The following is a 20,655-nucleotide window of genomic DNA, read 5'->3' on the forward strand; positions in this document are numbered from 1 at the left end:
AGTTCGACGCCGGCATCGCGGGATTCGACGCAAGGAACGCGCGATGCGCAGCACGTCCGTTGTCGCCGTCGCGCGGCCGAGCGACGACGCTCAGCCGCGCACGGGCAAGCGCCGCATCAGCATCGCGCTGTGCCACGCGGTCAGCGCGACCGCGGCCCAGATCGGCCCGTAGGTCGCGAGCTGCGCGACGCTCAGCGTCTCGCCGAGCAGCAGCAGCGACACCGCGACGAGCAGCACCGGCTCGACGTAGCCGAGAATCCCGAACAGCGCCATCGGCAGCATCCGGCTCGCCTTCAGGTAGCTCGCGAGCGCGAGCGTGCTGAGCACGCCGAGCCCCGGCAGCAGCAAGGCCCACAGCAGCGGATGGCCGCCGACCTGCGTCGCGCTCGCCGAGACCATCACGAGCGCGACCGGGCACAGCAGCGCGATCTCGAGCGCGAACGCGGCCAGCGAATCGGCGTTGATCCGGCGGCGCAGCACGAAATACGGCGGATAGCCGAGCGCGACGACGAGCGTCGGCCACGCGAACGCGCGCGTCGCCCACACCTCGTGCACGACGCCGAGCGCCGCGCAGACGACCGCCGCCCATTGCAGCGGGTCGAGCCGTTCGTGATAGTAGAAGCGGCCGACGAGCACCATCGTCAGCGGCAGCAGGAAATAGCCGAGCGACACTTCGAGCATGCGTCCGTGCAACGGCGCCCACAGGAACAGCCACAGTTGCAGGCCGAGCAGCGCCGCGCTCGCCGGCAGCGCGATCAGCAGGCGCCCGTCGCGCACGCTGCGCCGCACGAGTTCGACGAGCGCCGGCCAGCGGCCGCGCAGCGCGATCAGCGCGAGCGCGCCCGGTGCGGTCCACAGGACACGCCACGCGAAGATGTCGAGCCCCGTGAGCGGCGCGAGCAGTTTCGCGTAAGCGGACATCAGCGCGAACAGCGTCGACGCCATCACCGACAGCATGAGGCCGCGCCCGGCCTCCGGATACCCCGTCATGTTGTTTTCGCCTTACTGCTGCTGGAAGCGCTCGAAGCGCTTTTCGATCTTGCGCTCCTCGAACGTCACCTCGGTCACGCGCGCGGACGGCGGCCCGTGGCGCAGCCATGCGAGCATCCGGTCGATCTGCGCGCCGGGGCCCTGGATCATCGCCTCGACGCTGCCGTCCTCGCGATTCGCGACCCAGCCGCGCAGCTTCAGCGCGTGCGCCTCGCGCACCGTCGCGTGACGGAAACCGACGCCCTGCACGACGCCGCGCACCCGCACGTAGTAGGTCTCGATCCGTTCGTCCAGTTCATTGCGGCTCATCGCGTCGCCCTCCCGTTGCATTCAAGCCCGGCATTGTAGTCGCGTCGGCCGCTTCGCACACGTGCCCGGCGGGGCGGTCGCAGGCGGCCGTCCGCGACCGGTGCGGCCGCCGCGCGGCGCTTGCGTCGCGGTGCGCGCCGACCACGTACAATCTCGCCGACGCACAACCGCCGCGCCGCCCGCGCGCGGCCCTGAAGGAAACGCATGACTGATACTTCCCGCGATCTCGTTCTCGTCACCGGCGCGTCCGGTTTCGTCGGCTCGGCCGTCGCACGCATCGCGCAGCAGAAAGGCTTCGCGGTGCGCGTGCTGGTACGCCCGACCAGCCCGCGCACGAACGTCGCGGATCTCGACGCCGAGATCGTCACCGGCGACATGCGCGACGAGACGTCGATGCGCGCCGCGCTGCGCGGCGTGCGCTACCTGCTGCACGTGGCGGCCGACTACCGGCTGTGGGCGCCGGATCCGGACGAGATCGAGCGCGCGAACCTCGAAGGCGCGGTCGCGACGATGCGCGCCGCACGCGCCGAAGGCGTCGAGCGGATCGTCTACACGAGCAGCGTCGCGACGCTGAAGGTCACGAGCGCGGGCGATCCGTCCGACGAGAACCGGCCGCTGACGGCGGAGCAGGCGATCGGCGTCTACAAGCGCAGCAAGGTGCTGGCCGAGCGCGCGGTCGAGCGGATGATCGCCGACGAAGGGCTGCCGGCCGTGATCGTCAACCCGTCGACGCCGATCGGCCCGCGTGACGTGAAGCCGACGCCGACCGGCCGCATCATCGTCGAGGCCGCGCTCGGCAAGATTCCCGCGTTCGTCGACACGGGGCTGAACCTCGTGCACGTCGACGACGTCGCGCACGGCCATTTCCTCGCGCTCGAGCGCGGCCGGATCGGCGAGCGCTACATCCTCGGCGGCGAGAACCTGCCGCTGCAGCAGATGCTCGCCGACATCGCGCAGATGACGGGCCGCAAGGCGCCGACGATCGCGCTGCCGCGCTGGCCGCTCTACCCGCTCGCGCTCGGCGCGGAGGCCGTCGCGAAGTTCACGAAGAAGGAGCCGTTCGTGACGGTCGACGGGCTGCGGATGTCGAAGAACAAGATGTACTTCACGTCCGCGAAGGCCGAGCGCGAGCTCGGCTACCGCGCGCGTCCGTACCGCGAAGGGCTGCGCGACGCGCTCGACTGGTTCGGCTCGGCGGGCTACCTGAAGTAACACAACGCGGCGTGTTCCACGCCGCTTTGCGCACTTTGTTACACGTCGCTGACGGACCGGCACCGGCGCAGCGGTTAAAATCGCGGGTCTTACGCAGAGAAGACACGCATGAACCTGAACGAACAGATCGATTCGCTCAACGCGGGCGTCGATCGGCTCCTCCACGATCACCACGCCGCGCAGCAGGCGGCACGCAGCGCGGAAGCGTTCGCGCGCGCCGCCGCGGCGGAAGCCCAGGCGGCCGCTGAACGTCACGCCGCGGCGGAGACCGAAGCACAGGCCGCCGCGCAGCGCCACACGGCCGCAGCCGCCGACGCCGATGCCGCGCGGCAGCGCCACGCCGACGCCACCGCCGCGGCCGAAGCCGCCGCCCAACGCCACACCGATGCCGCCGCGCAGGCCGAAGCCGCCGTCCAGCGGCACGCCGAAGCGACCGCGCTGACCGAGGCGCTCGCGCAGCGTCACGCGGATGCCGAAGCCGCGTCGCAGCGCCATGCGGCCGCGATCGCCGAAGCCGAGGCCGCCGCGCAACGTCACCACGCCGCCGCGACCGAAGCGGACGCGGCCGCGCAGCGTCAGGCCGCCGCCACCACGGAGGCCCAGGCTGCCGCGAAGCGTCATGCGGAAGCGACCGCCGCAGCCGAGGCCGCGACGCAGCGCCACGCGGCCGCGATCGCGGAGGCCGAAGCGCTCGCGCAGCGTCACACGCAGGCGATCGCCGACACGGAAGCCGCGGCGCAACGCCACGCGGACGCGACTGCGCAGGCCGAGGCCGTCGCGCATCGCCATACCGAAGCGATCGCGCAGGCCGAAGCGGCCGCCGAGCGTCACGCGAAAGCGATCGCCGACGCGGAGGCGCTGGTCGAAGCCGTCGTGAAGGACGCCGCGACGAACGCGGCGGCCGTGGCAGCCGGGCCGGCCGTCGCGGTCGAAGTCGTCGAACCGGTTGTCGAGCCGGTGGCAGACGCAGCCGCGCCGATTGTCGCCGATGCAGTCGATGCAGCGCCGGCCGACGCGACCACCGCCGTCGTCGCGACGACGGCAGCCGACGCCGCGATCGAAGTCGCCCCCGATGCCGAAGCCACGGAGGCCCCCGCGGACAAGGCGACGCTGCACGTCGCCCGCCCGTCGCAGAACGAGCTGACGCTGACCGTCAACGGCCAGTCGATCACGCTGAACCCGGAGCAGCTGGGCCAGCTGATCGAGGAACTCGCGCACGCGCGCGCGTCGATGCAGCCGGAACCGCCGCCCGGCATCCCGGCCGGCTGGCGCTTCGTGACGACGAAGAACCCGATGATGGCCGTGCAGAAGCAGTCGAACGGCGACCGCCTGCTGGTCGCGCGCCACACCGGCTACGGCTGGGTGCCGTTCACGTTCTCGCCGGACGTCGTGATCCAGATGTACATGATGCTGACGCAGCGGTAAGCAACGCGCGGCGCCGCCGCAAGCGAAACAGCCCGATCGGTTCGCACCGATCGGGCTGTCTGCTTTCCAGCATCCGTACAGCCAGCCGGCATGCGCCGGCGTGGTTCGGTTCAGCGCTCCACCGGCGCCTGCACGCGCGCCTTCCACTGGCCGCCCTTGCCGCGCCAGTAGCGCCACGCGGACGCGAACGTCGCGCCGACGTAGAACAGCGCGACGAGCGGCAGCGCGGGCGCCCACAGCGGCGAGCGCCGGTAGTAGCGCAGCATCGGCGCATACGCGGTACACATCGACGCCCACGCGAGCCACGCCGGCCAGGCACGCGCGCCGTAGACGATCGCGGCGACGGGCGGCACGAGGTAGATGATCGTCATCCCGAGCAGCGTGCCGGCCAGCAGCAGCGGCGAATAATGGAGCTGCGTGAACGCGGTGCGCGCGATCATGTTCCAGATGTCGCGCCAGCTGTCGTACGGGCGCAGCGACACGCTGCGGTCGGCGAGGTCCAGCCGGATCGGATGCCGGCCGCTGCCGCGATGCTTGATCTGCGCGGCGAGGCTGCAGTCGTCGATCAGCGCGCCGCGGATCGATTCGATACCGCCCGCCTCCTCGAGCGCGCTGCGCTTGACCAGCATGCAACCGCCCGCGGCGCCTGCCGTCCGGTTGCGCGGATCGTTGATCCACGAGAACGGATAGAGCTTCGCGAAGAAGAACACGAACGCCGGGATCAGCGCCTTTTCCCAGAACGAATCGCAGCGCAGCCGCACCATCAGCGACACGAGATCGCGCTGCTCGGCCTGCGCGCGCGTGACGAGCTGGGCGACGGCGTCGGGCGGATGGCCGATGTCGGCATCCGTCAGCAGCAGGTAGTCGGCCGGCAGCCCGAGCGTGCGCACCGCGGCGATGCCCTGCGACTGCGCCCACACCTTGCCCGACCAGCCGGCCGGCAGCGGCTTCGCGGCCAGCACCGTCAGGCGCTCGGCGCGGTTGATCGCGAGCGCGGCCGCGCGGGCCGCGTCGGCGGTGCCGTCGTCGCTATGGTCGTCGACAATGATCAGATGAAAGTCGCCCGGATAGTCCTGCTCGAGCAGCGACGTCGCCGCCTGGGCGATCACGTCGGCCTCGTTGCGCGCCGGCACGACCGCGACGACGGCCGGCCAGCCGGCCTCGGCCGCGGCGCCGCGCGCCTCCGGCGGCAGTGCCCGCGCGGGCCGCGCGCGCCAGAAGCCGCCGCGCGCGACGAGCAGCACGATCCAGATCAGCAGCGACAGGCCGGACACCAGGAAGGTCATCGCCAGCATCATCGGCAAGCCTCCTGCCGGACGCCGGCGCGAGCAGTCCGGCCGCCCGTGGCGCCGAATCGTTCGATCACAATCAGGGTCGGATTGAAAGCACCCTTGACCGCGCGGGCGGCAGGGCAATACGCGTAAGAATCGACGGTCATCGAATGGCCTTGAAATGAGCGCGACGCCGGGCAGCCGGACAGGCTGCCCGCGAAACCGCGCAGTTTACCGGGTTCCGCGCGCACGAGTGCCGACGCGGCGCTGCGGCGGATGCAACACGGCCGCTACACCACCAGAGCAAGGACGGCCCGATAGGGTTAAAATGCGCGACTAATTCGGGGTTCCGGGGCCTGGCCTGGCCGGTTCGTTTCCTGCCTTCATAACATCAAGCCGGGGCGAGCGAGCGGTGCCAGCTCCTCGAACCCCGGCGTCTGTCGTCGGAGTTCGCTCACTTATGCGAGTCATCCTTGCCCAGCCCCGCGGCTTCTGTGCGGGGGTTGTCCGTGCGATCGAGATCGTCGATCGCGCGCTGCAACAGCACGGCGCGCCGGTCTATGTGCGTCATGAGATCGTGCATAACCGGCATGTCGTCGAAAACCTGCGTAATAAAGGGGCACGATTCGTTGAGGAACTCGACGAGGTGCCGCACGGCGCCGTGGCGATCTTCAGTGCGCACGGTGTCGCCCAGACGGTCGAGCGCGATGCGCAAACGCGCGGGCTCGACGTGCTGGATGCAACCTGCCCGCTCGTCACGAAAGTGCACGTGCAGGGCCGCCAGTATGTCGCGGCGGGCCGCCGGCTGATCCTGATCGGCCATGCGGGCCACCCGGAAGTCGAGGGCACGATCGGCCAGATTCCGGCCGAGGTGATCCTCGTGCAGAGCGAGGCCGAAGTCGATACGCTGACGCTGCCGGTCGACACGCCGGTCGCGTATGTCACGCAGACGACCCTGTCGGTCGACGACACGCGCGGCATCATCGAAGCGCTGCAGCGCCGGTTCACCGACATCGTCGGCCCGGACACGCGCGACATCTGCTATGCGACGCAGAACCGCCAGGCCGCCGTGCGCGAACTGAGCGGCCAGGTCGACGTGCTGCTGGTCGTCGGTGCAACGAACAGCTCGAACTCGAACCGCCTGCGCGAGATCGGCACCGAAAGCGGCGTGCCGAGCTATCTCGTCGCCGACGGCTCGGAAGTGAAGCCCGAATGGTTCGCGGGCGTGCAGACGGTCGGCCTGACCGCCGGCGCGTCGGCACCCGAGGAAATGGTTGAGGATGTAATCGGCGCGCTGCGCGCGCTGGGGTCCGTCGATGTCACGACGATGGCGGGCCGTGAAGAAAAAGTCGAATTCAAGTTGCCGGCGAAGCTTACGCAAGCTGTCGCCCGCGAAGTTTAAGGAGGACAACTCTTGTCTATTCCGCTGCTCCAGCAAGTCCGCGTCGGCGCATACATCATGCGCCAACACCTGTCCGGCAACAAACGCTATCCGCTCGCGCTGATGCTCGAGCCGCTGTTCCGCTGCAACCTCGCCTGTAACGGCTGCGGCAAGATCGATTATCCGGACCCGATCCTGAACCAGCGCCTGTCCATCGAGGAATGCCTGGAAGCCGTCGACGAGTGCGGCGCGCCCATCGTGTCGATCGCCGGCGGCGAGCCGCTGCTCCACAAGGAGATGCCGGAGATCGTCAAGGGCATCATGAAGCGCAAGAAGTTCGTGTACCTGTGCACGAACGCGCTCCTGATGGAAAAGAAGATGGACGACTACGAGCCGAATCCGTACTTCGTCTGGTCGGTCCACCTCGACGGCGACAAAGACATGCACGACCATTCCGTGTCGCAGGAAGGCGTGTACGACAAGGCGGTCGCAGCGATCAAGGAAGCGAAGCGCCGCGGCTTCCGCGTGAACATCAACTGCACGCTGTTCAACGATGCGATCCCCGAGCGCGTCGCGAAGTTCTTCGATACGTTGAAGCCGATCGGCGTCGACGGCATCACCGTGTCGCCGGGCTATGCGTACGAGCGCGCGCCGGATCAGCAGCACTTCCTGAACCGCGACAAGACGAAGAACCTGTTCCGCGAAATCCTGAAGCGCGGCGAAGGCGGCAAGCGCTGGTCGTTCAGCCAGTCGTCGCTGTTCCTCGACTTCCTGGCCGGCAACCAGACGTACAAGTGCACGCCGTGGGGCAACCCGGCGCGCACCGTGTTCGGCTGGCAGAAGCCGTGCTATCTGGTCGGCGAAGGTTACGTGAAGACCTTCAAGGAGCTGATGGAAGACACGAACTGGGACAACTACGGCGTCGGCAACTACGAGAAGTGCGCGGACTGCATGGTCCACTGCGGCTTCGAAGCCACCGCCGTGATGGACACGATCGCGCATCCGCTGAAGGCGCTGCGCGTGAGCAAGAAGGGCATCAAGACCGACGGCCCGTTCGCACCGGACATCTCGATCGCGAAGCAGCGTCCGGCCGAGTACGTGTTCTCGCGCCACGTCGAGATCAAGCTCGATGAAATCCAGCGCGCCGGCAAGGGCAAGCTGCAGAAGCCGGCGAAGCCGGCAACGGCGGCTTAAGCGCGTGTCGCTGCGCGGGGGCGGGCGCCGCCGCGCAGTCAGGCAGCAAGAAAGCGCCACGGAGTTCGCTCCGTGGCGCTTTTGTTTTGTCGGACGTCGTCATGGGCCGGTGCGCATACGCATACGCATGCGCATGCGAACGCCGCTCGCTCAATGCCTCGACTGCGCCGCCGCGATCAGCTGCCATGCGGTCGGGCCGGGATCGAGCAGCGGGTCGGACGGCGGATCGAGATCGTGCCGATGTGCGTCCTCGGACGGCAGCGTCTGCCACTTCGCGATGCCGACCTCGTCGCCGCACACGGTGCATCGATAGATGCCCGCGACCGTCACTTCGCTGCCCGGCGGCAGGTTCTCGCTGAATGCGCGGCCGCTTCCGCACGTGAAGTAACCGCCGATCCTGTATAGCGCCATCGCTCCTCCTGACCGAAACGAATGCGTTCGCGCCGACACGCACGATCATCGCAAACGCGAGGATGGATCGTTATCGCCCGAACCCGTTCGGCTCCTGTCGTGACATTAGACGGCGAGCGTCAGCCCCAGTGAATGGGACAAGTATGAAACACGGCCCGGGCGTCGGCCGCGCTGCCGCCGCTCAATGCAGAACGGCCGGTTCCCGCATGCGGTCGGGCACCGGGTTCCTCACGCGTTCGAGCGCACGCTGCATCGCGAGCGGATAGTTCTGGTTGCCGGCTGTCGTCGCACGATAGCCGGCGCGCGTCATCTGCATCAGTTGCACGTCGGTCTCGGCACGCGCCGCCGACCAGTTCAACGGTGCAACGTTCGACTGCCACTCCGTGTCGACGGACTGCGCAAAGCTCGCGGCGGGCAGCACGGCAAGCGCGCCGGACAGGACAGCGAGGGAAACAACGGATCGCATCACGGCCTCCAGATGGTTGTTTCCGCATCGATCGTCGTCGTCGATGCGGTGCGATCATCGTATGTCGCGTGGCTGTGCGCTTGAATAGCCGATTCCGCAATTGATATTTTCGGCACCCGCAGCCTGGCCGCGATCCGCGTGTTTCGCCACTGCTGCCTGACCGGAATTTCTTTATTTCATTCAACTGCCTGATCGCGTTTTCGCAGACCATGCGAAGCGGCGCGTGAATCGCCTTTGCGGTTTTCGAAATGACGTATTGCCGTCGAGATTGCGGCCGGATCACCGGCCGGCCAGGCTTTCGGCGCGATGCCGCATGCGTGGACACACGCGAGAAAAATCTCATCGAACGATCCGGTTTCCCTGACGGGCGGCAAATCCTCCGCGTCGACTTACCGTTCCGCGACAAGACGTGTCCAACAAGGACGCGCGATAATTACATGTCGGCCGTATGTCACGGCTCTCATGCCTTCCCTATTCTTCTCTCGAGTTCCGCCATGGCCGCCATCGACACCACCGCCATCGACAGTTGGCACGCACACGTCTACTTCGACGCCGCCAGCCGCGACACGGCCTGGGCGTTTCGCCTCGTCATCGAAGAGCGGTTCGGCACGATCATCGAACTCGGCCGCTTTCACGAACGCCTCGTCGGTCCGCATCCGGCCTGGTCGTACCAGATCGCATTCGACGCCGCGCGCTTCGACACCATCGTGCCGTGGCTCGTGCTGAATCACGGCGCGCTCGACATCTTCCTGCACCCGAATACGAACGACGAACTGCGCGACCACCGGGACAGCGCCGTGTGGATCGGCAAGTCGCATGAACTGAATCTCGGCGCGCTGACGGGCTGACGGGCGGCACGCGGTCGCGTGCGGCCCACGCGACATCCATGTTTCGGGTCGCGCTGAAACGTCCGGCGGCGTTGCGTCAATACAGTGGCTCCGTTGCCCACACTTGCCGGAACCCGCCATGACACACCCCGAGACCGATGCGCAACGCGTTCATCGAGACTGGCACGCCGCGGTCGTCGCCCGCGACCTCGACGCGCTGATGTCGCTGTACGCGGACGACGCGATACTCGAAACGCCGCTGATCGTCGTCACGCTGCCCGACCACGGCTCGGGCGTGCTGCACGGCAAGGCCGCGATCGGCGAATTCTTCGCCGCGGGCCTGCGCAATCCGGGCAACAAGCTCGGACGCTGGTATCGGACCGGGCTGTTCTTCTCGAACGGCCGGCAACTCACGTGGGAATATCCGCGCGCAACGCCGGAAGGCGATCAGGTCGATCTCGTCGAGGTGATGGAACTGCGCGACGGGCTGATCGCGCATCATCGCGTCTATTGGGGGTGGGTCGGATTCGTGGCGCTGCGTGATGCAGCCCGGGCGGCCGGGCACGCATGACGCGCGCCGTGCCGCACCCGCTCACGCGACATAGATCGCGACGCTGACGAACTGGCACAGGCTGCCGGCCAGCACGAAAAGGTGCCAGATACCGTGCCCGTGACGGATGCGCTCGTCGTTGATGAAGAAGTAGATGCCCGCGCTGTAGATGACGCCGCCGGCCACGAGCCAGGCGGCGCCCACCGGCGGCAGCGCATGGATCAGCGGGCGGATCGCGACGAGCGCGAGCCAGCCCATCAGCACGTACAGCACCATCGACACGATGCGCGTGCGCCGTCCGAGCGTGAGTTCCTGCGCGATCCCGAATGCGGCGAGCCCCCAGCTCACGCCGAACAGCGACCAGCCCCACGGGCCGCGCAGCGTGACGAGCGTGAACGGGGTGTAGCTGCCCGCGATCAGCAGATAAATGGCCGAATGGTCGCACTTCTGCAGGATCGCCTTGAGCCGCGGGTTGCGCACGCTGTGATACAGCGTCGAGATCGCGTAGAGCAGGATCAGCATCGCGCCGTACACGCTGAAGCTCACGATCTTGTACGGGTCGCCTTCGAGCGCGCCCATCGTCACGAGCGCGACGAGGCCTGCCACCGACAGCACCGCGCCGACGAGATGGGAAATGCTGTTGAAACGCTCACCGGCATGCACGACGGGTTCTCCTGCGCGAATTCATCGGAACAAAGCTGGGCCTTATGATACCGGCGGGCGGATCATGTCGCGCTGAACGCCGTCAAACACCGTGGCGACGGCGGGTCGCAAGCATGCCGCCGGGCCCGGAAAGAAAAAGCGCCGCGAATCCCTTCGCGGCGCTTCCCGTTCCGTCACCGGACCGTCTTGCCGTCAGGCCATACCCGCCAGCTTCAGCAACACTTCCCCGCCCCCGACCCGTACCGCGCATTCTGACGCTCGCGGAAAAATGCCTCGTACGTCATCGGCTCGCGGTCCGGATGGGTTTCGCGCATGTGCGCGACATAGGTGTCGTAGTCGGGCAGGCCGACCATCAGCCGCAACGCCTGCCCGAGGTAACGCCCCGCGCTCCGCAAGTCGCTGCCAAGATCGCTGAACATCGCGGCCTCCCGTTATCGTCCGCTGCCGAGCGCCTGCGCGGCCGGCATCGGCTCGTACGGCGTCTCGCGCACGGTCGGCCTCGACTCGCGGCGCGCGCGCAGCACGGCGAGCAGGCCGTACGCCGCGATCGACACGACGACGAACATGAACAGGCCGGCCAGCGCCGCATCGATATAGTCGTTGAAGATGATCCGCTGCATCTGCGCGACCGACTTCGCCGGCGCGAGCACCTTGCCTTCGTCCACCGCGGCCTGCAGCTTCGCGGCGTGCGCGAGGAAGCTGACCTTCGGATTCGCATCGAAGATCTTCTGCCAGCCGGCCGTCAGCGTGCAGATCAGCAGCCATGCGGTCGGCACGAGCGTCACCCATGCGTAGCGCTCGCGCTTCATCTTGAACAGCACGACGGTGCCGAGCACCAGCGCGATCGCGGCGAGCATCTGGTTCGAGATGCCGAACAGCGGCCACAGCGTGTTGATGCCGCCGAGCGGATCGACCACGCCCTGGTACAGGAAGTAGCCCCACGCGGCCACGCACAGCGCGGTGGCGACCAGGTTCGCGGGCAGCGACTCGGTGCGCTTGAGCGCCGGGTGGAACGTGCCGAGCAGGTCCTGCAGCATGAAGCGGCCCGCGCGCGTGCCGGCATCGACGGCCGTCAGGATGAACAGCGCCTCGAACAGGATCGCGAAGTGATACCAGAACGCCATCATCGCTTCGCCGCCGATCACCTGGTGCAGGATGTGCGCCATGCCGACGGCCAGCGTCGGCGCGCCGCCCGCGCGCGCGATGATCGTCGTCTCGCCGACGGCCTTCGCGGTCTGCGTCAGCATGTCGGGCGTCAGCACGAAGCCCCATTGCGTGACCGTGTTCGCGACGGCTTCCGGCGTCGAGCCGAGCACGGCCGCCGGCGCGTTCATCGCGAAATAGATGCCCGGCTCGATCACGCACGCGGCGACCAGCGCCATGATCGCGACGAACGATTCCATCAGCATCGCGCCGTAACCGATGAAGCGCGCGTTGGTTTCGTTGTCGATCAGCTTCGGCGTCGTGCCCGACGAGATCAGCGCGTGGAAGCCCGACACCGCGCCGCACGCGATCGTGATGAACAGGAACGGGAACAGGTTGCCCGACCACACCGGGCCCGTGCCGTCGACGAACTTCGTCAGCGCGGGCATCTTCAGCTCCGGCGCGACGACCAGGATGCCGATCGCGAGGCCGAGGATCGTGCCGATCTTCAGGAACGTCGACAGGTAGTCGCGCGGCGCGAGCAGCAGCCACACCGGCAGCACCGACGCGACGAAGCCGTAGCCGATCAGGATCCACGTGAGCTGCGTGCCGTTGAACGTGAACCATGCGGCGAGCGTCGGCGACGCGCTCACATTCTGGCCGAACGCGATCGCCGCCATCAGCCCGAAGAAGCCGATGATCGACACTTCGCCGATGCGGCCCGGCCGGATGTAGCGCGTGTAGACGCCCATGAACAGCGCGATCGGAATCGTCGCGGCGACGGTGAACGTGCCCCACGGCGAATTCGTCAGCGCCTTCACGACGATCAGCGCGAGCACCGCGAGGATGATCACCATGATCAGGAACGCGCCGAACAGCGCGATCACGCCGGGCACCGTGCCGAGCTCCATCTTGACGAGGTCGCCGAGCGAGCGGCCGTCGCGGCGCGTCGAGATGAACAGCACGATGAAGTCCTGCACCGCGCCGGCAAACACGACGCCGGCCAGGATCCACAGCATGCCGGGCGTGTAGCCCATCTGCGCGGCGAGCACGGGGCCGACGAGCGGCCCGGCGCCGGCGATCGCGGCGAAGTGATGGCCGAACAGCACGTACTTGTTGGTCGGCACGTAGTCGAGGCCGTCGTTGTACTTGACCGCCGGCGTCATCCGCAGCCCGTCGAGCTGCATGACCTTGCTGGCGATGAAACGGCTGTAGAAGCGATATGCGATCAGATACACGCAGACTGCGGCAATCACGATCCAGAGCGCGCTGACGCGTTCGCCGTGCGCAAGTGCGATCGTCCCGAACGCGAACGCGCCGAGCAGCGCGACCGCGATCCAGAGCAGGGTACTGGAAGCCCGATTCATGGCGTCTCCTGGTCTCCAATGTGGTTTTGAGTGGATCCGGCGAGGGGCCGAAACCGCGTGACGTCGATGCGTCGCGCCGCGCCTCGTGGAGGCCACGGCGATGGGCCGTAGTATTCCGCGCGACGGGGGCGGCTTACAAGCGCACAATTACGTATGCGTGGCTACGTAGAATTACGTAGACGGAGGGGATGCGGGCGCGGGTGCGCCCGCGATCGACCGACGCGCGGCGCGACGTGGCCCGCATCGGCCGGGCCCGGCACGTCGCTCGCCGGGCCGCGTGCATCAGTGCTGTTCGTCGAGCTTCTTCGGCTTCGGCGCCGACGGCACCTTCGCGTACTGGAACGCCGGCGTCGCCTTCAGCGCATCCTTCGTCGCGCCCGGCAGGTAGATGTTGCCGTTGCGCACGTCGAGCGACGCGATCGGCACCGCGACGTCATGCGCGGCCACGCCGAGGAAGCCGCCGGCCGACACGATCGCCGCCGACACCGAGCCGTCCGGCGCGACGATCAGGTCGCGCACCGTGCCGACCTTCTGGTTCGCGTCGTTGTACACGGCCTTGCCGAGCACGCTCTTCTTCACGCTCCAGCCTTCGAGCAGCGCCTGCGATTGCTCGACGGTCACGCTGAGCGGCTGCGCGCCGGCGATCTGCGCGTGCGCGCTGACGCTCGACGCGAGGACGGTTGCTGCGATGAGGGTCTTGTAGAACTTCATGAGTATTGCACTCCGGTTCGGTTGTTGTTGATTCCGGGAGCGAAGCGACGCGGGCGCAACGGCTGATCGGTGAGCGCCCCGCGCTTCGTCGGTCGCGTGGCAGCCGGCCGCGCCGCCACTGCGCGCGCGCATGACGGACCGGCATGGCCGGGCCGCGGCATGCAACACGGCGTTCATGGTAGCGACATTCGCCGGATCGTGCGTCCAGGGTGCAACATGGCAGGCGGGCCGGACCGGATGGAGATCAACGATCGTGCGGATAGGCGGTGCGCGCCGCCCCGGCGCCCCGCCACGCTGCATCACGCGTTGCGCGAATACACCCGGCGATGCCGCACCGCCTCCGCCAGCACATCGAGCACCGGCTCGGTCTGCGACCAGCTCAGGCACGCATCGGTGATCGACACGCCGTACTGCAACGGCACGCCCGGCTTCAGATCCTGGCGCCCGGCCTCGAGATGGCTCTCCACCATCACGCCGACGATCCGGTGCTCGCCCTGCGACAGCTGCCGCGCGAGATCCTGCGCGACGTCGATCTGCCGCTCATGCGACTTGTTCGAATTCGCATGCGAGCAATCGACCATCACCTGCTCGCGCAACCCGCTCTTGCGCAGCACCGCGCAGCTCGCCTCGACGTGCCCGGCGTCGTAGTTCGGCCCGCTCTTGCCGCCGCGCAGGATCACGTGCGCGTCGTCGTTGCCGCGCGTCTCGAAGATCGCGGCCATCCCCATCTTCGTCATCCCCATGAACGCATGGCTCGCGCGCGCGGCGACGATCGCGTCCGACGCGACCTGCACGCCGCCGTCGGTGCCGTTCTTGAAGCCGATCGGGCAGCTCAGCCCCGACGCGAGCTGGCGATGGCTCTGGCTCTCGGTCGTGCGCGCGCCGATCGCGCCCCACGCGATCAGGTCGGCAATGTACTGCGGGCTCAGCAGGTCGAGGAATTCGGTCGACGCCGGCAGGCCGAGCGCGTTGATGTCGAGCAGCAGTTGCCGCGCGGCGCGCAGCCCTTCGTTGATGCGGAAGCTGCCGTCCAGCCGCGGATCGTTGATGTACCCCTTCCAGCCGACCGTCGTGCGCGGCTTCTCGAAGTACACGCGCATCGTGATCAGCAGGTCGTCCTTCAGCGCATCGGCGGCGGCCTTGAGGCGGCGGGCGTACTCGAGCGCCTGGTCGTGGTCGTGGATCGAGCACGGGCCGACGACGAGCAGCAGCCGGTCGTCGCGGCCGTGCAGGATGTCGCCGATCGCGCGGCGCGTGTCCTCGACGAGCGTCTGCGTGGCGGCCGGCACCGGCAGCTCGTCCTGCAGCAGCGCCGGGGAAATCAGCGGACGCACGGCGCCGATGCGGACGTCGTCGATGCGGGTGGTGTCCTGCGTCGCGTCGGCGCTGCCTACCTCGCGATCGTGGGAAGGATTGTCGAGGTTCTGCATGGGGATTCTCCGGGGACGTCTGGAATGATGGGCAGGCTCGATTATGGCACTCGCGCGGGGCGGCAGCGACGCGCGGCGGCGGAATGCGATCGACGTCAGGACGCCGATTCGGCGCCGGCCGCGAAGTCCGCCGTCCGGCCTTCCGTATCGGGCACGATCACGTTGCAGCCGGGCAGCAGCGGCGTCGACGGCGGAATCGATTCCGCGCCGTCGCGCAACGTGCCGGGTGGAATCGATTCCAATGGCGTAGGCCGATGACACGGCGATCGTCATCGAACCTCTGGAAGACATCGGAGTTGCCCCTGGGGATAACCTGCCTTTCATCGAGGACGTTCGCTGTGTTGCGACTTGACCGGATGGCCGCTTCAACGCGGATTCCGTGCCAGCGACGGTCTCGTTCGCGTGAACTGTCCGGTCCGTTTTCGATATGCAATTGTGCAGGACTCCAGACCGGATGAATCGAAGCGCGGCGAGGACGCAAGCGATGCGGATTCCGTTGTTCGAAGGTAAGCGCCTGAACCCCGCCGCAATGATCGCTCGTCGCGATGCGATCCGGCCGTTCGGCCGAGTGGTCGCGCGTCACCGAAGTACCGTACGATCATGACTGTCCGCTGCCGATGCGGCCCGTCGTTCGACGCAGGCGGCACGACGCACCATCCGTCCGTGATTGACCGTTCGCAATATGACCCGACCCGCCAAGATGACCGTATCCGAACTGCTCAGCGCCATCCGCCAGCCCTACGCCGACCTGCTCGCGCAAGCGGCAGCGCAACCGGCGGCCGTCGTCGAACCGGCCTACCGGAAAGCCGACGGCACGCTGGCCACCGAAGGTCCGCTCGCGCTGCCGTGCCGCGCCGACGTCGTTCACACCGAAGGCGACTCGGCCGGCCAGCCGGCGATGGTCGACTCGACCGCGCAACTGGATTTCGAGCCGTTCGCGTTCGAACTCGAAACGGCGGCCGTGTCGATCCGGCCGTTCGTGTGGGACTGGGCGACGATCGAAGCCGATGGTCTCGGCGAAGCCGCGGCCACCGACGCGTTCAAGACATGGTTCTTCGCGTGGTTCGACACCGACGACGCAGGCGTGCCGGCCGAGGACGGCCTGCACGGCATCGTGCACTATCTGTCGGAGCCGGCGCGCACGGAACAGGGATGGCGCGTGAGCGCGGATCTCGGCTCGGCGCCGGGCGCGGCCGTCGAGGACCTGCTGTTCCGGCTCGTCGATGCGGGCGCGACGCGCATCAGCGTCGGCTGAAGCGCTTCTCCATTACTGACATCCCAACATGAAAAAAGCATTCGCCGCGTCGCTGCTGCTATGCCTTGCATTGCCCGTGTCGGCCGAAGTCAGCACGGAAGTGCTGTGCTTCAGGACGACCGGCGACAAACCCGTGCGCTTCGAGCTGCGCACGTATTACGACGACGTCGCCAAATGGCAAGGCGGTGTCGTCCGGTACGCGAAATCGAAGTCGGCGATTCCGCTGCTGTTCAAGCACATGGATCAGGAGGAACTCGCGGAAGGCCGCCCGTACCAGTTCACGACAATCTGGTGGGAAATGGTCGACGGCAGGATCAACGGCGAATACGAGATGATGAGCCAGGGTGCGATCGTCTACTCGATGACGTACACCAATGCGCGCACCGGCAAGAAGACCGATTTCGCGTGGGCGCAGGACGTCGATGCGTCCGCGAAGACGGGGTGCCGCTGGTAGTGCGGGTTCGGTCCGCCGAGCGGCGCAGGTTCATCATCCGGCGCACCCGCGGGCGCGCCGGTATCGAGATGGCTCAGGGGCCCCGTCAGCCCGCGTCGCCCGTCGCGTCGACGTCGATCCCGAGTTCGGTCGCCATCCGCTGAACGAGTGCGCTCAGCCGCGCCACTTCATCCGCAAGCCGCTTCTGCTCGGCCTTCAGCGCCTCGAACTCGGACGGCGGAACGGAATCCGCGCCGCCACCCGCATCCGAACCGGCGAAATCGGCCACGTTCACCTCGCCGCACATCAGATGCATCCAGCGGTTCTCGCGCGCACCGGACGCGCGTGGCAGCCGGACGACGAGCGGTTGCGCACGCGCCGCGAGTTCGTCGAGGAACGCCTCGACCGACGAGATGTCCGCGAAGCCGTGCAGGCGTGCGCTGTTCAGGCGCAGTTCGGCGGCCGTCTGCGGGCCGCGCAGCAGCAGGATCGTCAGCAGCGCGATCGCCTGGCTCGGGATCCCGAGCACGCGATTCACGTTGTGCTCGAAACGCGGCACGCGGCTGCTGCTGCCCTCCATCACGAGGCTCAGGTGCTTGAGCCCGTCGAGCGCGGTCGTGACTTCGTCATCGCTGGCGCTCATCACCGGCGAGCGTGCGGTTTTCTGGTTGCAGCCCGCGGTCAGCGCATTCAGCGACAGCGGATAGGTGTCCGGCACCGTGTGCTGCTTCTCGACGAGCACCCCGAGAATCCGGGCCTCGAGGGGCGTGAGTTCGCGCAGGGCGCGTGGCGTGGGCATGTCCGGCGTGGTGTTCATGGATGGCGTCGCAGCGTGCAGCAGGTGAAGGGAAACCGTCGCGCCCGTCCGGCGTCGCGAACGGGCGAGCCATATGATAGCTCGCGACGTCGGGCCCGGCGCCACTCGCCGCCGCGGCGCGCGGACTTGCCGCAGCCGGCATTCGTCCAACGGATGGGCCGTGCGGCGTCGCGCGACGAGGCCCACGTTCGGCGCCGCCGCGCATTCACGCGCGTCGCCCGCGCGCGGCGTCGCTGCGCGTTTGCGCGTCGCGCAGGCCGGCGCTACGATACGCGTTCATCCGGAAACACGTCGCGGCGCGCGGCCGCCTTCGCCCGCAACGCCAACACCGCGCATCGCCCGTCCCGCACGCCGTGCCGCCGCGCATGCGCGCCACCCGTCGACACGGCTCATCCGTTCACTCGTTCACCGCCATGACCGCATCCTCTTCAGCGCCGAATGTGCGCGCCATCGTCACCGGACACGCGCGCGGCCTCGGCGCGTCGATCGCCGAACAACTGCTGCAGGAAGGCATCGCCGTGCTCGGCGTGTCGCGCAGCCGCCATCCGTCGCTCGCCGCGCAGGCCGGCGGCCGCTTCGCCGAAATCGAACTCGATCTGTCGGACACGTCGGCCGTCGCGGCCTGGCTCGCCGGCGACACGCTGCGCAGCTTCGTCGACGGCGCGTCGATCGTGCTGCTCTTCAACAACGCGGGCATCGTCGATCCGATCGGACCGCTCGACGCGCAGGACCCGGCGCTCGTCGCGCGCGCGGTCGGCCTGAACGTCGCGGCGCCGCTAATGTTGTCGGCCGCGCTCGTGCAGGCGGTATCGGCCCCGACCGAATGCCGGATCCTGCATGTATCGAGCGGCGCCGCGCGCAACGCATACGCCGGCTGGAGCGTCTATTGCGCGACCAAGGCCGCGCTCGACCACCATGCACGCGCCGTCGCGCTCGACGCGAACCGCGCGCTGCGGATCTGCAGCGTCGCGCCGGGCGTCGTCGATACGGGCATGCAGGCGACGATCCGCTCGACCAGCGAAGAGCACTTCCCGATGCGCGAGAAATTCGACCAGTTGAAGGCGAGCGGCGCACTGTCGACGCCCGAGGCCGCCGCGCGGCAGTTGATCGGTCATGCGCTGAGCGACGCGTTCGGCGCCGAACCGACGGCCGACGTGCGGAACCTGCCGGCCAAGTGAGCCGCACACGCGGCCCGTCATCCTTCGAGCCGCTTCGTCCAGTCTTCGACCTGCCGCTCCGTCCGGCGCTTGTCGAACATCTTGCGCCAGCCGGGCGGCAATAACGGAACGTCGCACAGCGCGTCGAGCGCGGCCATGTCGAGCGTGCGCCGGTACAGCACGTCGAGCACCGTCGACAGCGGCCATTGCGGATACCGGCGCTCGTGCAGCGCCAGCACATCGCCCGGCGCCACCCAGCCCTCGTGCAGCACGCGGTAGTACCAGCCGGTCCGGCCGCTTTGCTGCACGAGCGCCGCCATGCGCGGATGATCGAAGCGCGCATTGAGCTTCCAGCACGGCTGCCGCGACTGCGACACCTGCAGCACGGCACCACCCAGCGTGAACACGTCGCCGAGACACACGTCGCGCTCGGTCACGCCGTGCGTCGACAGGTTCTCGCCGAATGCGCCCGGCCGCGCGAGCACGTCGCGCCCCCCGATCTGCGCGGACCACCACGCATAGTGATCGCGCGCATAGTGATGAACCGCCTTGTCGGGCCCGCCGTGATACCGCGCATCGGCCTGCTCGTCGCCCGCAAAGCCGAGCGCGCCGAGCCACAGACGCGCGTCGACCGGCTGCTTGTCGATCGCGCTCGCGTGCGGCGTGCCGGCCAGCGGCCGGCTCGCGCCGACCCGCACCGCGGCGATGGCGGCCGCGATCGCCGGCCGTGCGTCGGCGCTCATGCCGGGACACCGTCCGGCAGTGCCGCAAGCAGGCGTTCGAGCTCGCGAATGCGCACGTCGCCGAGCGGCAGCAGCGGCCTTCTCGGCTCGCCCGCATCGAAGCCGCGCAGGCGCAACCCGGCCTTCACGGTCACCGGCAGGCCGCCGTTGACGATGAACTGCAGCAGCGGCAGCTGCGCGTGAAACACCGCCCGGGCGCGCACCAGGTCGCCCGCGCGCATCGCGTCGACCAGCGCAATCGGCAACGCGGCATTCAGGTTCGGCGCGGCCGTGCACCATCCGGCCGCGCCCGCGGCCAGCGCGGCAAGCGCCATCGGGTTGCTGCCGTTGTAGAACGGGATCGCCCCGTCGCTCAACTGCGCGAGCCGGTGCATCCGCCCGATGTCGCCGGTGCTCTCCTTGACCATCGTCACGTTGTCGACGGTCCTGCAGATCGTCGCGATCAGGTCCGGCGACATGTCGACGCCGCTCGTCGCGGGGTTGTTGTACAGCATGATCGGGATGCCGATGGCGTCGCCGATCGCGCGGTAGTGCGCGACGATCTCGTCGTTGCCGAGCTTCCAGTACGACACGGGCAGCACCATCACCGCATCGGCGCCGGCCCGTTCGGCGAAGCGCGCGCGGCGCACCGCACCGGCCGTCGTGAGATCGGAGATGCCGACGACGGTCGGCACGCGCCGGCGCACTGCGCGCATCGATGCAGTGGCGACCGACTCCCATTCGGCGTCGGACAGGTACGCGCTCTCGCCGGTACTGCCCAGCGGAGCGATCGCGTGGACGCCGTCGGCGATCAGGCGCTCGATCAGCGCATCGAGCGCCGGCAGATCGACGCCGCCATCGGCGGAGAACGGCGTAACCGGGTAGGCGATAATGCCTTGCAAAAGAATGGACACGATGTGG

General features: G+C 68.3%; 22 protein-coding genes and 1 pseudogene. 9 read left to right on the forward strand and 14 right to left on the reverse strand.

Translation table 11 applies throughout. From position 1 onward, the window contains the following. Positions 1-90: 90 nt before the first annotated feature. Positions 91-990, reverse strand: a complete 900-nt coding sequence (gene rarD, locus DIE21_RS16460) for an EamA family transporter RarD (RefSeq protein ID WP_124498691.1) — start codon at positions 988-990, stop codon at positions 91-93. A 12-nt stretch (positions 991-1,002) separates the two neighbouring features. Next, positions 1,003-1,299: an acylphosphatase gene (locus DIE21_RS16465; RefSeq protein ID WP_124498692.1), complete on the reverse strand. Its 297-nt coding sequence runs from the start codon at positions 1,297-1,299 to the stop codon at positions 1,003-1,005. 204 nt (positions 1,300-1,503) lie between these two features. Between DIE21_RS16465 and hpnA the strand changes: the two genes are divergently transcribed. Together hpnA and DIE21_RS16480 are read left to right on the forward strand one after the other, a co-directional pair. Then, a complete protein-coding gene (gene hpnA / locus DIE21_RS16475) occupies positions 1,504-2,511 on the forward strand; it encodes a hopanoid-associated sugar epimerase (protein ID WP_124498693.1) in 1,008 nt (335 codons plus the stop codon). A 108-nt stretch (positions 2,512-2,619) separates the two neighbouring features. Continuing rightward, the gene (locus tag DIE21_RS16480; RefSeq protein ID WP_124498694.1) at positions 2,620-3,936 is read left to right on the forward strand and encodes a phage tail protein; all 1,317 of its coding nucleotides are present in this window, start codon (positions 2,620-2,622) and stop codon (positions 3,934-3,936) included. A 110-nt stretch (positions 3,937-4,046) separates the two neighbouring features. Here the strand turns inward: DIE21_RS16480 and DIE21_RS16485 are convergent, their stop codons facing one another. Then, a complete protein-coding gene (locus DIE21_RS16485) occupies positions 4,047-5,234 on the reverse strand; it encodes a glycosyltransferase (RefSeq protein ID WP_124498695.1) in 1,188 nt (395 codons plus the stop codon). 433 nt (positions 5,235-5,667) lie between these two features. Between DIE21_RS16485 and ispH the strand changes: the two genes are divergently transcribed. Further along, a complete protein-coding gene (ispH, locus tag DIE21_RS16495) occupies positions 5,668-6,609 on the forward strand; it encodes a 4-hydroxy-3-methylbut-2-enyl diphosphate reductase (RefSeq protein ID WP_124498696.1) in 942 nt (313 codons plus the stop codon). Positions 6,610-6,621: 12 nt separating this feature from the next. Beyond that, the gene (gene hpnH / locus DIE21_RS16500) at positions 6,622-7,782 is read left to right on the forward strand and encodes an adenosyl-hopene transferase HpnH (protein WP_124498697.1); all 1,161 of its coding nucleotides are present in this window, start codon (positions 6,622-6,624) and stop codon (positions 7,780-7,782) included. Between the two features lie 150 nt (positions 7,783-7,932). Here hpnH and DIE21_RS16505 read toward each other — a convergent pair whose 3' ends face one another. Together DIE21_RS16505 and DIE21_RS16510 are read right to left on the reverse strand one after the other, a co-directional pair. Further along, on the reverse strand, positions 7,933-8,193 hold the full coding sequence (locus DIE21_RS16505; RefSeq protein ID WP_124498698.1) for a hypothetical protein: 261 nt from the start codon (positions 8,191-8,193) through the stop codon (positions 7,933-7,935). Positions 8,194-8,392: 199 nt separating this feature from the next. Next, a pseudogene (locus tag DIE21_RS16510) lies at positions 8,393-8,659 on the reverse strand (hypothetical protein); the annotation flags it as partial. 494 nt (positions 8,660-9,153) lie between these two features. Here DIE21_RS16510 and DIE21_RS16515 point away from each other — a divergent pair. Together DIE21_RS16515 and DIE21_RS16520 are read left to right on the forward strand one after the other, a co-directional pair. Then, positions 9,154-9,507 (forward strand): DOPA 4,5-dioxygenase family protein, encoded by a 354-nt coding sequence (locus DIE21_RS16515; protein ID WP_124498699.1) that lies wholly within the window; start codon positions 9,154-9,156, stop codon positions 9,505-9,507. Positions 9,508-9,625: 118 nt separating this feature from the next. Next, positions 9,626-10,057 carry a nuclear transport factor 2 family protein gene (locus tag DIE21_RS16520; protein ID WP_124498700.1) on the forward strand — a complete coding sequence of 144 codons (432 nt, stop codon included), beginning with the start codon at positions 9,626-9,628 and terminating at the stop codon, positions 10,055-10,057. Between the two features lie 21 nt (positions 10,058-10,078). Here the strand turns inward: DIE21_RS16520 and trhA are convergent, their stop codons facing one another. From trhA to DIE21_RS37230, 6 genes are all read right to left on the reverse strand, one after another. Continuing rightward, complete coding sequence (gene trhA / locus DIE21_RS16525) at positions 10,079-10,699, reverse strand: PAQR family membrane homeostasis protein TrhA (protein WP_124498701.1); 621 nt, start codon at positions 10,697-10,699, stop codon at positions 10,079-10,081. 212 nt (positions 10,700-10,911) lie between these two features. Continuing rightward, positions 10,912-11,118, reverse strand: coding sequence for a YbdD/YjiX family protein (locus DIE21_RS16530; RefSeq protein WP_014900797.1), 207 nt, complete (start codon positions 11,116-11,118; stop codon positions 10,912-10,914). A gap of 12 nt (positions 11,119-11,130) precedes the next feature. After that, on the reverse strand, positions 11,131-13,209 hold the full coding sequence (locus tag DIE21_RS16535) for a carbon starvation CstA family protein (protein WP_124498702.1): 2,079 nt from the start codon (positions 13,207-13,209) through the stop codon (positions 11,131-11,133). Between the two features lie 282 nt (positions 13,210-13,491). Next, entirely contained in the window at positions 13,492-13,920 is a 429-nt protein-coding gene (locus DIE21_RS16540) for a PRC-barrel domain-containing protein (RefSeq protein ID WP_124498703.1), read from the reverse strand. A gap of 299 nt (positions 13,921-14,219) precedes the next feature. Then, the gene (locus DIE21_RS16545; RefSeq protein ID WP_124498704.1) at positions 14,220-15,350 is read right to left on the reverse strand and encodes a 3-deoxy-7-phosphoheptulonate synthase; all 1,131 of its coding nucleotides are present in this window, start codon (positions 15,348-15,350) and stop codon (positions 14,220-14,222) included. A gap of 95 nt (positions 15,351-15,445) precedes the next feature. Beyond that, the gene (locus tag DIE21_RS37230; RefSeq protein WP_185640655.1) at positions 15,446-15,592 is read right to left on the reverse strand and encodes a hypothetical protein; all 147 of its coding nucleotides are present in this window, start codon (positions 15,590-15,592) and stop codon (positions 15,446-15,448) included. Positions 15,593-16,050: 458 nt separating this feature from the next. Between DIE21_RS37230 and DIE21_RS16550 the strand changes: the two genes are divergently transcribed. Next, positions 16,051-16,605: a hypothetical protein gene (locus DIE21_RS16550; RefSeq protein ID WP_124498705.1), complete on the forward strand. Its 555-nt coding sequence runs from the start codon at positions 16,051-16,053 to the stop codon at positions 16,603-16,605. Between the two features lie 28 nt (positions 16,606-16,633). Beyond that, positions 16,634-17,059: a hypothetical protein gene (locus tag DIE21_RS16555; RefSeq protein WP_124498706.1), complete on the forward strand. Its 426-nt coding sequence runs from the start codon at positions 16,634-16,636 to the stop codon at positions 17,057-17,059. Positions 17,060-17,144: 85 nt separating this feature from the next. Here the strand turns inward: DIE21_RS16555 and DIE21_RS16560 are convergent, their stop codons facing one another. Beyond that, on the reverse strand, positions 17,145-17,855 hold the full coding sequence (locus tag DIE21_RS16560; protein ID WP_124498707.1) for a YceH family protein: 711 nt from the start codon (positions 17,853-17,855) through the stop codon (positions 17,145-17,147). Between the two features lie 413 nt (positions 17,856-18,268). Here DIE21_RS16560 and DIE21_RS16565 point away from each other — a divergent pair, with 413 nt between their 5' ends. Next, positions 18,269-19,033 carry an SDR family oxidoreductase gene (locus DIE21_RS16565; protein ID WP_124498708.1) on the forward strand — a complete coding sequence of 255 codons (765 nt, stop codon included), beginning with the start codon at positions 18,269-18,271 and terminating at the stop codon, positions 19,031-19,033. A gap of 17 nt (positions 19,034-19,050) precedes the next feature. Here DIE21_RS16565 and DIE21_RS16570 read toward each other — a convergent pair whose 3' ends face one another. Then, positions 19,051-19,755 carry an MOSC domain-containing protein gene (locus tag DIE21_RS16570; RefSeq protein WP_124498709.1) on the reverse strand — a complete coding sequence of 235 codons (705 nt, stop codon included), beginning with the start codon at positions 19,753-19,755 and terminating at the stop codon, positions 19,051-19,053. Beyond that, positions 19,752-20,648: a dihydrodipicolinate synthase family protein gene (locus DIE21_RS16575; protein ID WP_124498710.1), complete on the reverse strand. Its 897-nt coding sequence runs from the start codon at positions 20,646-20,648 to the stop codon at positions 19,752-19,754. Before DIE21_RS16575 ends, DIE21_RS16570 begins: the two co-directional genes overlap by 4 nt. Positions 20,649-20,655 lie beyond the last annotated feature (7 nt).

The organism is Burkholderia sp. Bp9140 (genome assembly GCF_003853425.1).
GTDB lineage: Bacteria > Pseudomonadota > Gammaproteobacteria > Burkholderiales > Burkholderiaceae > Burkholderia.